The organism is Helicobacter ailurogastricus (assembly GCF_001282945.1).
Classification (GTDB): Bacteria; Campylobacterota; Campylobacteria; order Campylobacterales; family Helicobacteraceae; genus Helicobacter; species Helicobacter ailurogastricus.
Genome location: NZ_CDMG01000004.1, coordinates 77,819 through 90,653 on the forward strand (window position 1 = coordinate 77,819; position 12,835 = coordinate 90,653).

Genomic DNA, 12,835 nt, shown 5'->3' on the forward strand with positions numbered 1-12,835 from the left:
AACTTTGATGGGGGGGGGGGGGAAACCCCATCACGCTTGAAAAAGGTGTGATCTTTGGCAATAAACCCGCCACTTTCACTAGCCCACAAACCACTTATTTCAGCCAAAGCCAAACTGAAGAGAACCAAGAACAGGGCAACCCCCCCACAATCACCGCTAATTTAAACCCCAGCGAGTTAGCCCCAAGTGCCAGTGTCAGCCAAGCCAACGCCCTTTTAAATGCCACTTTAAGCGACCTAGCCGGTTTTATTAGTGGTGCTACTCCTTTTACCAACGCCTACACCTCTTACGCCACTTACGCCAAAGAGTGGCAAGACCTTTTAGGGGTTAAGGGAACGCTCACCACGGCAGGGCAAAATTTAGTGCAAGTCTACCAAAGCACGCAAAGTGGTAACCCCACAACAGGGCTAGCGGGCAATCTGCAAGACATCAACACCCTTTTAGGGCAAGACCTCATCACTCAAGGTGGCGGTGGCACAAATAGTGTCAGCTATTATATAAGCCAAGATGCTTTAAACACCCTGCAAATCTTAAAAAACATCAACACCGACTTTAACGGGGGGATTTTGGGCCCCGCAGGGGTCATCCCTAATGTTGCCAAAGTGGTGCAAATGCTTACCCCTACCACAAATAGCAAGGGCAACACTACCCCCAACACCTTTATGCAAAACTTAAACACCATTGCCAACAATGTGTTAAACACCAACATTAAGAGCATGAGCGACACTTCTAGTATAGACGCGTTAAATGCGGTTTTAACGGCTCTGTCTCAAAACGACACAAACACCCTAACTACCCTCATTAACCCCAACAACCTTAAAGAAGTGCAACAAGCCTACACAGCCATCAAGAGCGAACTAAACACTTTGCAAAAAGAGCTGGGGGCTAATAGCGCGGGGCAGGCTATCAACCAAGCTTTGGATTTATCCGACCAACTAGGGTATTTGCAAAATGGTTTTATGCAAAATGGCTACAATAGCTACGGTGGAGACAAAACCATTTTAACAGAGTTACAAAAAGGCACTCTCAACGCCAACGGCCTAGCCGCGCTGCTAATGAACCCCACAAAATCCAATGTCTTTGACATGATAGAAAATTTAGCCCAATACGCCAATCAAGGTGTACAAAGCCCCACCAGCGACACCACCACCATCCCCAATGGCAAAGCTTTAAGCTCGTGGATCACCACAAGCCTTAGCAACCAAAACAAAAACACGCTTTCTAATAACGCAAATCTAGCCAGTCTCTTAGGCAATGCCATGAGCTACAGCACCAACAGCAACCAGCTAGCTAGTTTGCTCTCCAACAACACCACCCTAACCGACATCATCAAGCCCACTTTGGCCCAAATGGCAGCAAATGCGTTTTTTAAAAATAGCTATAGTATAGGGGATATGATGAGTGGTGATTCTGGTAGCACCACAAACAACCCAGCCTTGATCCTCAATGATCTACGCGCTCTGCAATACTCTTACAACTTGTATGGCAACTACCTAAACTCGATCGGTTTAGGCGACAACCCCAACACAAACCTAACCCCCACAGAAAAGCTCGCCCTCTACGAGTTTAACCAAGCCCTCACAGGCTCTAATGGTCTCATCGCCCAAACCAAAGAGAGCATACAAACCATTTTAAGCCCCAGCACCTACCAAGAGTTTTTACAAGACCCCTCTAAAATCACTGCTGAAGTGGGGCAAATCATCCAAGCCAACCAAGCCGTGAATACCCTATACCAAGGCTATACAGCCACCCAAGAAGGCTCTTTAGCCTCCATGTTGGCAAACGACAATACATTATCAAGCAATACGCCCTATGCGAACTTTGCCTATGCAGCCATAAATAGCCTCGCCCAAGACTTTAGCCCCACTCTAACCCCACAAGGACAAGAACAAGACGGCCAAATGGCAAATTTGCTTAACAACTTTAGCACCCTTAGCACAAAAGACTTAAGCACCATGACAACTGAGTTAAGCACCTTTAATAGCGCGGTGCAGGCTTTAGCTACAGACAAAAGCTTTAATAATGGCAAACTCATCACCAGCACTTCCTCACTAAGCCCTGATGGGATCACCAACGCCAACGCCACAAGCTACATAGAAGCGTTGATCAAGGATTACCAACCCCAAGCGGGGCAAAGCGTGGTGTTAGCCACAGACCCTAAAGCCGCACAGCCACAAACACAGCACCAAGCCCAACAAACATCTACACAGCAAGCCGCTAATGCTTTGCACGCGCTCATGCAAAATCTAAACACAGACGATCAAACAGCCCAAGACACCATCACTTTCATTGAAGGACTAAACACCTATGAGCATAACAACGCCCTACTCACCACACTTGTGGGGAAAGACAACACCGCCACGATTGATGGTGATATACTCGCTTACGCCCAAAGTTTGCCCCTCTTTCAATCTTTGACGGGGTTAAACACACTAAAAGTGCTCCAAGCTTACCAACAAGAAAATCAAGAGCAGGGGGAAACGCCACAGGCGATTGGGATACAAGATGTTTCTAACGGGGTGTCTAGCTGGTTTCCACAGGGCTACCAACAACTCCAAAGATACATCTATCTCACAAAATTAGCCAAAGAAGCCGCTACAGCCCTTAAAACCAACGCCCCAGCACAAGGCACAATCCCCACAGCCACCAAAAACGCCCCCCTAACTCCGGGCGCTAAAACCCCAACCGCCCAAAATCAAGGACAACAAGGACAACAAGGAGAAGGCGGACAAATCAACTCAGGCACAGGGGGCAGTGGGGGACAACAAGGACAAACCCCAAACAACAACCCACAAGATAACTCACAAGGACAACAAGGACAAAACCAAAACAACAATCAGGGGACACAAAGCGCCAGTAACTCCCTGCAAAATCTCATCAACTCCATTGTGGGAGATGAGCTGCAAAACATCCAGCAACTCCAAAATGCCATGAACTCTTACTTCAACCAAGTGGAGCAAACCATCACCCAAACCACTAGCGCGATCATCAACAGCTTAGACAATGTGAGTGCAGCCCAAGCGGTGCAAAACATTGTAGCGGGCTTAGAAAATTACGCCAGCGACCCAGAGAACAATTTAGTGGAGAACCCCGAGATTCCCCAAGGCTTTAAAACAGAAGTGGCCAACTTCATCCAAAACATGCAAGCACAAGACATCAATTTAGAGTTGATGCAATTAAACCTTGACAGCTTGATTTCTCAAGCCAGCCAAATGCGGGTAGAGTTGTTAGACAATTTGGCAAGCTCCGTTAATGCGCAAAATCTGAGCTCTTTTGCCAGCTTTGTGGCCTTGCCCGCTTCTTTCACACAACTAGAGCCAGCGCAACTGCAAGACTCTACCCAAGCCCAAAACACCCAACAAGCAGTGCAAGGCTTAAACAATCTTTTAATTTATCTCAATGCCGCTAAAAACAAAATGACCGCTTATGCCAAAGAAAGCCCTGAAGAGTTTTTAAGCAGAGCAGGCGGGATTGGCATCCCTAACCAAACCACCAACTCCAATGCCAATATGTATGGCATAGATGTCCAAGTGGGCTATAAACAATTTTTTGGCAAAAAGAGAAGATGGGGGTTGCGTTACTATGGCAGCTTTAGTTACCAAAGAGGAGTGTTTTACAACCGCAACATCTCCAGCCTCAATGACTTTGTCTATGGAGCTGGGGTGGATGCGTTGTATAACTTCTATGAGAGCAAAGACAGCAAATACACCACAGGGGTATTCTTGGGCTTCATGCTGGCTGGCAGCAGCTGGGTTGTGCCCGGGTATCACAACCTACACGCGGCTATGCAAGCCATCGACGCGATGGGCGGGCACTCTGTGATGCACACTTCCTATTTCCAAATCCCCTTAAACATTGGATTTAGAACCAATGTTACCAAGCACCACGGCTTTGAAGTGGGCTTGAGAATCCCCCTTGCGGCCAATTATTACTTCAAGGGCTCTTTAAACGGCGCACACTTAGAAACCACTTATAAACGCAATGTGGCGGTGTATTTTAACTATGTGTATAATTTTTAAACAAGAAAGGCAGGCTTTAAAGACCTCATTTTTTTGCACCCCTTGGTGCGTGTTTTGTTTTAGGATTTGAGACTTGGGGCCTTAAGTTTGCTAAAGTTTTTGGAGACACTAACCCCCTTGTGTGCCCTTGCGTCTGTAAAATTTTGCCATTTTAACGGAGTTTATAGTATAATAGAGATTTTTTGGAGAGGACATGGAGCATCGGGTCTTTACTTTTGCGGGGCTAATCAGCCATAACCACGACTTTATCATTGGGTTTTACACTGTTTTTTGCGCACTATTTACCTTGATCATCAGTAAAATGGCGGTCAAAAAACTGCAAATCGTGCCTTTTGGGCTACAAAATGTCTATGAAGCGGTCGTGGAGGGGATTTTGCATGTGGCTAAAGATGTCATCGGGGAGGAATTGGCCCGTAAATACTTCCCCCTAACCGGCACAATCGCGTTCTTTGTTTTTTATTGCAACATGATAGGCATTATCCCCGGCTTTGAGGCCCCCACGGCTAATTGGAGTTTCACCCTTGTTTTGGCCTTGATCGTCTTTGTCTATTATCACTTCGAGGGCATCCGCACACAAGGATTCATCACCTACTTTAAGCATTTCTTGGGCCCGGTCAAGTGGCTCATGCCCATCATGTTTCCCGTAGAAATCATTTCGCATTTATCCCGCATCATCTCGCTCTCTTTCCGTCTCTTTGGCAACATCAAAGGCGACGACATGTTTTTACTCATCATGCTCTTGCTCGTGCCATGGGCGATCCCCGTTGCGCCCTTTATGGTGCTGTTTTTCATGGGGATTTTGCAAGCCTTTGTGTTCATGATTTTGACCTATGTTTATTTGGCTGGGGCGGTCTTGGTGGATGAGGGCCACTAGCCCCCATGAAAAAGGACACCCTAACTTCCCTATTAGATTTTTTTGCCGGGCTGTTTGTGGGCATCGCCTTGGCTTGCGGGGGGCTGTGTTTTTTTATTTTTAGCGATTTAGGGCTGGTGGTGGCCCTCTTTTTCTCTCTCTTTGTCTTTGGGCTGTTTAGCTTTTTTGCCCTTTTGGCTAAATCCATGGCGGCTTTGCTCAAAGAGAGCAGGCAAAGCCGTATCTAGCAAAACCCTTTTTCGACAAAATCACAGAGCAAGTGGATCATTAAAATGTGCATCTCTTGGATTCTAGGGGTGTTGGCACTAGGCACGATCAAATTATGCGTGCATAGAGCGCGCATCGCCCCCCCGCCACGCCCACTAAGCCCTAGCGTGCTCAAATCCATCTCTTGCGCCTTTTTTAAGGCCAAAAGCACATTGGCCGAATTGCCACTTGTGCTGATCCCCACCAAGCAATCCCCCGCCCTGCCTAACGCTTCCACTTGGCGGGCAAAGACTCGATCGTAGCCATAGTCGTTTGCAATGGCAGTTAGGGCTGAAGTGTCGGTGCTAAGGGCAACCGCGGGCAAGCCCTGTCTTTCTCGTTTATAACGGCCTGTCAATTCAGCCGCAAAGTGCTGTGAATCGGCAGCACTCCCTCCATTGCCACAGATTAAAATTTTATTGCCCTTTTTTAAAGTGTCTAGCAATAAATCCCCGCTAAAAGCGAGCGTGGGGGCCAGGTGCGCCAAAGTTTCTTGCGTGGTTTGGATGTGCTCTAAAAACTCGGTTTGGATCAAATCGTGCATACACTGCTCCTTTAGTTATGGGTTAAGCTTTGGATTCTTTCTAAAGTGCTTGTGGTCGAATAACCCTTAACAAAGTCGATCAAAACGACTTTTTGCACAAGGCTACTTCCCACGACTTCTTTGCCCGCATAATCTGCCCCCTTGACTAAAATATGTGGCTTTAGGGCTTTAATCAGCTCTAGGGGGGTGTCTTCTTCAAAGATCACGATAAAATCCACGCACTCCAACCCCGCCAGCACAAACGCCCTAGCCTCTTGGTTACAAATGGGGCGGCTCTTGCCCTTTAAGCGGCGCACAGAAGAGTCGCTATTTAACCCCACGACCAACAAGCCGCCCAAAGCCTTTGCCTTTTGCAAATACTCTACATGCCCTCTGTGTAACAAATCAAAACACCCATTGGTAAAAATGATCCTAGGCGGGCGCATGGCTTTTAGCAAAGCGCAAAGCGTGGCTTTGTCTAGGACTTTTTGGCCTTGGTGGTGGTGCTTTTGCAAGAAGTCTAACACTTCGGCATAACTGGCCTGCGCGCTGCCCACCTTGGCCACCACCACCGCCGCAGCCGCATTAGCAAAGTGGCACGCCTGCTTGATGGGATAACCCAGTCCCAAACAAAAGGCCAAAGCGGCGATCACTGTATCGCCCGCCCCGCTCACATCATAAACTTCTTTGGCGATTGTGGGGATTTTATGCAACTCGTGGTCTAAAAACGCCATGCCCTGCTCGCTTAAAGTGATGAGCGGGGTGGCAATTTGCAAGTTTTCTTTAAAAAAAGACAAGGCCTTTAGCAGGCTCTCATCGTCTGTAATCTGCACGCCGGTAGCGATTTGGGCTTCTTTTTTATTGGGGGTGAGTAGGTTTGCGCTCGCGTATTTAGAATAATCTTTGCCCTTGGGGTCGCAAAGAATGGTTTTATGTTGTGCTCTGGCGCGGGCGATCAATGCTTGGCACAGCTTAGGGTCTAGCACCCCCTTTAAATAGTCGGATAAAACCAGCACATCGGCTTCTTCTAATAGGGCTGTGGCTTTTTCTAGCAAGGCGGCACATAAATCCTTGTCAATGGGGTCTGTGTGTTCCCGATCTATACGCAAGACTTGTTGCTTAGAAATCATCACCCGCGATTTTTGGCTCGTGGGGCGTTTAGCATCGACTAAAATCCCGCTAGCCCCCACGCCCAAGCTCTGCAAGGTTTCAAACAACCAAGCCTGCCCCCCATCTGCCCCCACCACCCCGCACAAATCCACGCCCGCCCCCAAAGCGATTAAATTATCCGCCACATTGCCCGCCCCCCCTAGACGGCGGCTTTCTTGTTTGACATCCACGACTTGCACGGGAGCCTCGGGCGAGAGCCTTTCGCTCTCTCCCCAAATGTAGTGATCGATAATGATGTCGCCCACCACCAACACATGGGGGGGTTTTTTAGGCGGGGTTAAAAAGGCTTCTAGCATTGTTTGTTAAGCTCTTTGATTGTGGGGATATAAGCTTTGATCCCCCTTTCTAAGTCAAAGGCGGGGGCGTAGTCTAAATCGGCGTGTGTGGGGGTGATGTCTGCGCAGGTGTGTTCTTGGAAAAAGTCGTAAGGGTTTTTCATGTAGGTTACTTTAAAATCGCCCAAGTGTTCTTGCAACAGGCGCACGATGTCGTTATAGCTGTGACTCTTGCCATAGCCCACATTATAAACCCCGCTCGTCCTCGCGCTCATCGCTTTGACATTGGCTTGGATGACATCTTCGATATAAACAAAGTCGCGTTTTTGCTCCCCAAATTCAAAGAGCTTGACTTCTTTATGTTGCAGGGCTTGTAAACCTAGTTGCAAGATCATAGACGCGGTTTTGTGTTTGTAAAACTCCCCCGGGCCATAGACATTAAAATAGCGCAGCCCCACAATGGGCATAAAGCTTTCATGGGCGAAATCCAGCGCGCTTTTGTCCATACAAAGTTTAGAAAAACCATAGACATTGGCGGGTTTTTGCCCGAAACCGACCTTATTGGGCGCGGGGGTGTTGCCATAAACCCCGGCTGAAGAGGCGTAAATGACTCGTGCTTCTTTTTTCATGGCGATTTTTAAGATTTTGATAAAAGCTTGGTGGTTGGTTTTCATCACCAACTCTTGGTTTAAGTTCGTGGTGTCGGAGATGGCGGCTTGGTGGAACAAATAATCAAAATCGAGTTTCTTTAAAACGCCTAAATCTTTAGTGATGTCGGCGGTGATGATCTCGCCATTGAAGTCTAGCAAGTTTTTAAAATGCCCTAAGCTCGTGGTTGGAGGGGTTTGCTCTCTAAATTTATCCAGCACAATCACCCGTGCTTTTGGGTGGTGGTTTTGAAAATACATGGCCAAATTCGCGCCAATAAAGCCCGCCCCGCCGGTGATGACGATCGTTTTATTCTCTAGGGTGTTTGGGGTGTACATGACAATCCTTTATGTGTGGGGTTAAAAAGTCCAGCGCTTGCTTTAAACAAGAAATGCTTGCGATGGGGGGGGTTTCTAGCGCTTCTTTAGGCATGGTCTGCGTAAAAAGTAAATTTGTGCCTATGCCCCCCTTTAACCCAAAGGCCACATCGCTAAGTTTATCGCCCACAAGCACGCTCTTGGTTAAATTAATGGGGTAATCTTGCAAGGCTTGCTCTAACATGCCCGTTTTAGGCTTTCTGCACGCGCAATTTTCTTGGGGGACGTGCGGACAAAAATAAATTTTATCTAGCCCAAAACCCAAATTTTCTTGCAATTTAGCCTGCATATAAGCGTTTAAGTTTTCAAAGTCCTTCAAGCCATAGAACCCGCGTCCAATGCCCGATTGGTTGGTCACCAACAAGAGCAAATAGCCCAAATCCTTAGCCCCCCTTAGCAGGGTGAAAATGCCGGGCACAAATTCAAAATCTTTAGGTGCGCACACATAGCCCTTATCCACATTCACCACGCCATCTCGATCTAAAAAGAGAGCTTTCATGCGTGCCCTAGCATTTTTGCGCCCATATAAATGGTGTGCCCCGCAAAGCCTAACAACAACACAAAGGCGGCTTTTTGAAACCACGCCCGCCATTTAGAGCTTAAGAAATTGCCAAAGAGCGCGCCAAAGACAAACATGGGCGCAAAGGTCGCCAACCCCAAAACAAGCATCACCTCTAGCGCGCTTGCTAAATTGGGGCGGGCTAGGGCGTTTAATACAAACCAATAGACCATACCACAGGGCAAAAGCCCATTGAGTAAGCCCAAAGCATAAAAGCTAGGCAGGCTTGGCGTGCTAAAAAGGCTTTTAAAGCCTTTGGCAAAAAACCCTCCGCTCAAACCCAAAGGGCTTTTAAGGTGCAAAAAAAACCCCAAAGCAAAGAGGGCCATTAAAACCCCCACGCTCACTAAAACCCCCCCCTGCAAACGCATACGGGGCAAGTCTAGGGCTTTAGCCAGCACTTCTAAGAGCCCATGAAAGCCCAAAAAGGCTAAAAACCCCACAAGCACATACATGCTCACCCGCCCGAGGTTATAAAGGGTGTGGGCGCAAAGCTGGATTCTTAAAGGGGTTTGGGGGGCAAACTTACTTTGGCAATACGCCAGCACCACTCCCCCACACATCCCCACGCAATGGCTCAAAGCCATTAAAGAGGCGTTTAAAAAGAGAAAGGTAAGCTCCATTAAACCCCAAGCGTGGCCAACATGCCCTCAAAGACCAACAGCCCATTATAAAGCCCCTGAGGAAAAAAGTTGGCTAAAAACTTGCCATCTCCGCCCGTAAAATACACCTTGCGCCCGCCCACTAAGTGTTTGAGTGTGAGCAACACGCTTTGTAAGATTCCATAACCCAGTGCATCGGCAGTGCCATTAGGCAAGCGATCTAAATTAACCCGCAAATTAGGGGGCAAATCTAGGGCGGGCGAAATGCTTTTATAGGCTTGGCAATAGCCTGCTAACCCGGGCAAAATCACTCCCCCTAAGTGCTCCCCATTTTCCATCACATCAAGGGTGATGGCACTCCCTGCATCCACCACCACCCCGCTTTTGCCCCTAAGCCCCAAACAAGCCGCCATGCGATCCACGCCCAACCCCTCGTATTTGCTCGCCAAGTGCATCTGAGGACTCAAGTCTTTGGCATTAGGGCAAATCTCTAAAAGGGCTGTTGTGTGCTGTGCATTGACACTAATATAAAAAACTTCATCCTCTAAGACTTGCAAGCTTTGAGGCGCGCACGCCCACACTCTCCCCTCCTGATAAAAATGCAAATGCGTGTTGCCGATGTCGCAAAGGGTCATGGGTGGTTGTGGCTCAAATCTAAGTAATAGCGGTCGTAATAAATCTTGTCATCGGTGTAAAAACTCATTCTATCCAAGTGCCCCAAAAAGCTTTTAGAGGCGTTTTTAAGCGGATAGACCCGGTAGTCGTCAAAATGTTCCAAATCCACTTCCACGAGATAGCCCCGTTTTTCTAAGGTGTAAAGTTTTTTATCCGTAACCACGATCGTGTTTAACATCGCAAAAGGGAGTTTCACCACGCCCATGCTCTGATCGTTGAGCGTTTGATCCATCTCTAAAATCCGCCCATCTAAAGTCAGCACATATAGGCGGTGGTGCTTGTAAAGCACATCCACAATTTCCGCATCGAAGTTAAATTCTTGGCCTGAGATCACCGACACAAGCCTTTTACCTGTGGCCGCAAACATGTTTTCCTCATCAACTTTTAAGTAGATGACATTGTTGAAAAACTTTTCGCTGTTGAGCACAATGTTGCGCACCACCTTAGGCTCATCTGAGCGTACATCCACCACCAATAAACGCCCATCGAGCATGGGAAAGACCACGACCGTGTCTAAAAACACGGGCGCGGCGACCAAAGAATTGATCGCCGGGCTTGCCGCGCCTTTTTCATTGAAGATCAATTTTTTCGTTTTGATGTCGTAGATGTTGGCCGAGTTGTCCGCCATCACCACCGCCAAGCGCTCTCCTTTAATGCTTGCGCTTAAAGGGTAGGTGTCTAGGGGGATTGTGATGGAGGGTTTGGCATCTAGCCCTGCGCCGATGAGTTCGAGTTTGTGGCAATGATCGTGCAAGCGGACATCTTCATCGGTTTCTTCGATGTTGTCGATGATCGCCTCTTGCGCCTGTTTGTCTGTGAGTGTAGTGTGTTTTTTGCGCTTGACTTTAGGGCCATTGCGCTTGTGGGCACGCCAACAATCGTGCGCTAAAATGTAGTAATCTTGGCTTTCGTTCAAAAAGGAGGTTTCCTTATCCTCTTTCTTTTCGATTTTAAGGTGTGTCAAGCCCTGCCTATCCAACACCCCCCCATCGCCTAAAATCGCCCCATAGCGGTTTGTGAAAATGATGGGGTCTTTGAGGGTGTGGTTAAAGGTGATCGTGCGCACGATCTTAGATTTAGGCGGTGTGAAGTTCTTGCGTCCATCGCAACCAAGCCCAAAGAGAACCAACAAGACCAGCCCCACAAGCCAAGTATTTTTCACTTTGTGGCCTTTTGTGTGCCCGTGGCGGGGTAGTGCTTGAGTAGAGTTGCCATCTGGTAAAGCTCTGAGGTGGGTGAGATTGTGTCGATCAAGGCTTTGATCTCTTTGCCAGCCTTGGGGTCATCTTGGAGTAAATAGGCTTTTTGCAAGTTGATAAAATCTTGCAAAGCGGGGAGGTTTAGGGCTTGCAACGCTTTTAAGTCGCGGTTGTAGGATGCGCTGTGGTAGCTGGCTAACGCCTTGACTAAGGGGTTTTTGGCATGGCTTAGAGCGTCTAGGGTTTTAATGTCCTTGTTTTTCAAGGCTTGAGAATAGCTGTAAAGCTCGGCAAGCTGAGGGGCCTGCTCCTGTAAGCGCTCAAGAGGGGCGGCGTTGTTGGGGTTAGCCAAGACTTCGTTATAAAGGGTGGTGATTTTTTGCGCCCTCTTGTCCTTTTGCATCTCTAAAAATTTCGTGTAGCCTAACCACGCCAAAGCCAAAGCCACCAAAGCCCACAAAACATATTTGTATTTGTTATACAGCTTTTCAAGCCTAAACGCGCTCTCTAAGAGCTTTTCATCGCTCTTAAACTCCTCTGTCACTTGTTTTAAATTCTGCTTGATTTCCATTAAACCCCACTGCTCCCAAAGCCCTTTGTGCCCCTTTGCGTGGCTTCTAACTCAGTAGATAGCGCAAAATCCGCTTGAAAGATGCGGCACAGCACCCCCTGCGCGATGCGATCGCCCGCCTTAATGTCAAAGGGCACATCGCCTAAATTCATTAAAATCACCTGCAACTCCCCCCGATAATCGCTATCAATCGTGCCCGGAGAGTTTAAGACCACAATTTGGTGCTTTAACGCCAGCCCTGATCTAGAGCGTACCTGCACTTCATAGCCCTTTTCTAGCTCAAGGGCTAACCCCGTGCGCACCAAACCCACGCTCTTAGGGGCGATCTCTAGGCTCTCTAAAGCGCATAAATCAAATCCACTCGCCCCAGCACTCTGGTAAGCGGGGATCAGCGCATTGGGGTGGAGTCTTTGCAACTTAACTTTTAGCATAATCGATGTCTTTGTAATAAATGTCTAAAATCTCAAACTCATTTTCGCCCGAGGGCAAGATCACCGTAACCTCATCACCCTTGCTTTTGCCCATAAGGCTTTTGGCAATGGGCGAGCCAAAAGAGATCAAGCCACGGGCAGGGTCGCTCTCCACACTCCCCACAATGGTGTAAGAAAACTCTTTATCGTTGTCTAGGTTTAGGATTTTCACGGTGCTGCCAAAACTCACTTTTTGGTGGCTCAAAGTGGCCGGGTCTATCACCTGAGCGTTGGCTAAAATCCGACTCAAGTCGTTGATTCTTGCCTCTATAAACGCTTGCTTTTCTTTGGCGGCGTGGTATTCGGCGTTTTCTTTCAAATCCCCATGCTCTCTTGCCCGATCGATCTCTTTAACGATCTGTGGCCTTTCAATTTCTTTCAGCCGTTTTAACTCAGCACAAATCTTTTCGTAACCGTAGGCACTCATCGGTTCCTTCATTTTAACTCCTAAAATAAAGCTAGAATTATATAAAACGCATGGTTAAAACCCCCTAAATTTGCCAAATCACCCCCCCCCCCCCCCCTCCCCNNCCCCCCCCCCCCCCCCTATTAATTGAGCCCTAAGTTAAATGTTTGAATAATACGCCAAAGTTTGTTATTTGGGTTTGACCCATTGGCTGTTGGTAC

General features: G+C 47.9%; 13 protein-coding genes. 3 read left to right on the forward strand and 10 right to left on the reverse strand.

Annotated elements, in window-relative coordinates; genetic code table 11:
* Positions 1-47: 47 nt before the first annotated feature.
* The 3 genes from HAL07_RS08185 (at position 48) to HAL07_RS03410 (ending at position 5,120) form a co-directional block, all read left to right on the forward strand.
* The gene (locus HAL07_RS08185) at positions 48-4,019 is read left to right on the forward strand and encodes an outer membrane protein (protein WP_238374480.1); all 3,972 of its coding nucleotides are present in this window, start codon (positions 48-50) and stop codon (positions 4,017-4,019) included.
* Positions 4,020-4,212: 193 nt separating this feature from the next.
* Positions 4,213-4,893 (forward strand): F0F1 ATP synthase subunit A, encoded by a 681-nt coding sequence (locus HAL07_RS03405; protein WP_053945120.1) that lies wholly within the window; start codon positions 4,213-4,215, stop codon positions 4,891-4,893.
* Positions 4,894-4,898: 5 nt separating this feature from the next.
* Entirely contained in the window at positions 4,899-5,120 is a 222-nt protein-coding gene (locus tag HAL07_RS03410; RefSeq protein WP_053940800.1) for a hypothetical protein, read from the forward strand.
* Here HAL07_RS03410 and gmhA read toward each other — a convergent pair.
* Genes gmhA through greA form a run of 10 tightly spaced genes read right to left on the reverse strand, consistent with a single transcriptional unit; the run spans position 5,117 to position 12,647 of the window.
* A complete protein-coding gene (gmhA, locus tag HAL07_RS03415) occupies positions 5,117-5,683 on the reverse strand; it encodes a D-sedoheptulose 7-phosphate isomerase (protein ID WP_053940801.1) in 567 nt (188 codons plus the stop codon). The two genes, HAL07_RS03410 and gmhA, sit on opposite strands and share 4 nt — an antisense overlap.
* Positions 5,684-5,694: 11 nt before the next feature.
* A complete protein-coding gene (gene rfaE1, locus HAL07_RS03420; RefSeq protein ID WP_053945121.1) occupies positions 5,695-7,128 on the reverse strand; it encodes a D-glycero-beta-D-manno-heptose-7-phosphate kinase in 1,434 nt (477 codons plus the stop codon).
* Positions 7,122-8,093 carry an ADP-glyceromanno-heptose 6-epimerase gene (gene rfaD, locus HAL07_RS03425; RefSeq protein ID WP_053940753.1) on the reverse strand — a complete coding sequence of 324 codons (972 nt, stop codon included), beginning with the start codon at positions 8,091-8,093 and terminating at the stop codon, positions 7,122-7,124. Before rfaD ends, rfaE1 begins: the two co-directional genes overlap by 7 nt.
* A complete protein-coding gene (locus HAL07_RS03430) occupies positions 8,065-8,631 on the reverse strand; it encodes a D-glycero-alpha-D-manno-heptose-1,7-bisphosphate 7-phosphatase (RefSeq protein WP_053945122.1) in 567 nt (188 codons plus the stop codon). The genes rfaD and HAL07_RS03430 overlap by 29 nt, the downstream gene beginning before the upstream one ends.
* On the reverse strand, positions 8,628-9,314 hold the full coding sequence (locus tag HAL07_RS03435; protein WP_053945123.1) for a sulfite exporter TauE/SafE family protein: 687 nt from the start codon (positions 9,312-9,314) through the stop codon (positions 8,628-8,630). The genes HAL07_RS03430 and HAL07_RS03435 overlap by 4 nt, the downstream gene beginning before the upstream one ends.
* Complete coding sequence (locus HAL07_RS03440; protein WP_053945124.1) at positions 9,314-9,928, reverse strand: type III pantothenate kinase; 615 nt, start codon at positions 9,926-9,928, stop codon at positions 9,314-9,316. Before HAL07_RS03440 ends, HAL07_RS03435 begins: the two co-directional genes overlap by 1 nt.
* Positions 9,925-11,130, reverse strand: a complete 1,206-nt coding sequence (locus HAL07_RS03445) for a PQQ-binding-like beta-propeller repeat protein (protein ID WP_053945125.1) — start codon at positions 11,128-11,130, stop codon at positions 9,925-9,927. The genes HAL07_RS03440 and HAL07_RS03445 overlap by 4 nt, the downstream gene beginning before the upstream one ends.
* Positions 11,127-11,738: a hypothetical protein gene (locus tag HAL07_RS03450; protein ID WP_053940748.1), complete on the reverse strand. Its 612-nt coding sequence runs from the start codon at positions 11,736-11,738 to the stop codon at positions 11,127-11,129. Before HAL07_RS03450 ends, HAL07_RS03445 begins: the two co-directional genes overlap by 4 nt.
* Positions 11,738-12,169, reverse strand: a complete 432-nt coding sequence (gene dut / locus HAL07_RS03455; protein WP_053945126.1) for a dUTP diphosphatase — start codon at positions 12,167-12,169, stop codon at positions 11,738-11,740. Before dut ends, HAL07_RS03450 begins: the two co-directional genes overlap by 1 nt.
* Positions 12,156-12,647, reverse strand: coding sequence for a transcription elongation factor GreA (greA, locus tag HAL07_RS03460; RefSeq protein WP_053940746.1), 492 nt, complete (start codon positions 12,645-12,647; stop codon positions 12,156-12,158). The genes dut and greA overlap by 14 nt, the downstream gene beginning before the upstream one ends.
* Positions 12,648-12,835 lie beyond the last annotated feature (188 nt).

Bases quoted from the DNA above. Each gene is read 5' to 3' on its own strand.
- HAL07_RS03405 (WP_053945120.1), top strand. From the start codon at position 4,213: ATGGAGCATCGGGTCTTTACTTTTGCGGGGCTAATCAGCCATAACCAC.
- HAL07_RS03410 (WP_053940800.1), top strand. From the start codon at position 4,899: ATGAAAAAGGACACCCTAACTTCCCTATTAGATTTTTTTGCCGGGCTG.
- gmhA (WP_053940801.1), bottom strand. From the start codon at position 5,683: ATGCACGATTTGATCCAAACCGAGTTTTTAGAGCACATCCAAACCACG.
- rfaE1 (WP_053945121.1), bottom strand. From the start codon at position 7,128: ATGCTAGAAGCCTTTTTAACCCCGCCTAAAAAACCCCCCCATGTGTTG.
- rfaD (WP_053940753.1), bottom strand. From the start codon at position 8,093: ATGTACACCCCAAACACCCTAGAGAATAAAACGATCGTCATCACCGGC.
- HAL07_RS03430 (WP_053945122.1), bottom strand. From the start codon at position 8,631: ATGAAAGCTCTCTTTTTAGATCGAGATGGCGTGGTGAATGTGGATAAG.
- HAL07_RS03435 (WP_053945123.1), bottom strand. From the start codon at position 9,314: ATGGAGCTTACCTTTCTCTTTTTAAACGCCTCTTTAATGGCTTTGAGC.
- HAL07_RS03440 (WP_053945124.1), bottom strand. From the start codon at position 9,928: ATGACCCTTTGCGACATCGGCAACACGCATTTGCATTTTTATCAGGAG.
- HAL07_RS03450 (WP_053940748.1), bottom strand. From the start codon at position 11,738: ATGGAAATCAAGCAGAATTTAAAACAAGTGACAGAGGAGTTTAAGAGC.
- dut (WP_053945126.1), bottom strand. From the start codon at position 12,169: ATGCTAAAAGTTAAGTTGCAAAGACTCCACCCCAATGCGCTGATCCCC.
- greA (WP_053940746.1), bottom strand. From the start codon at position 12,647: ATGAAGGAACCGATGAGTGCCTACGGTTACGAAAAGATTTGTGCTGAG.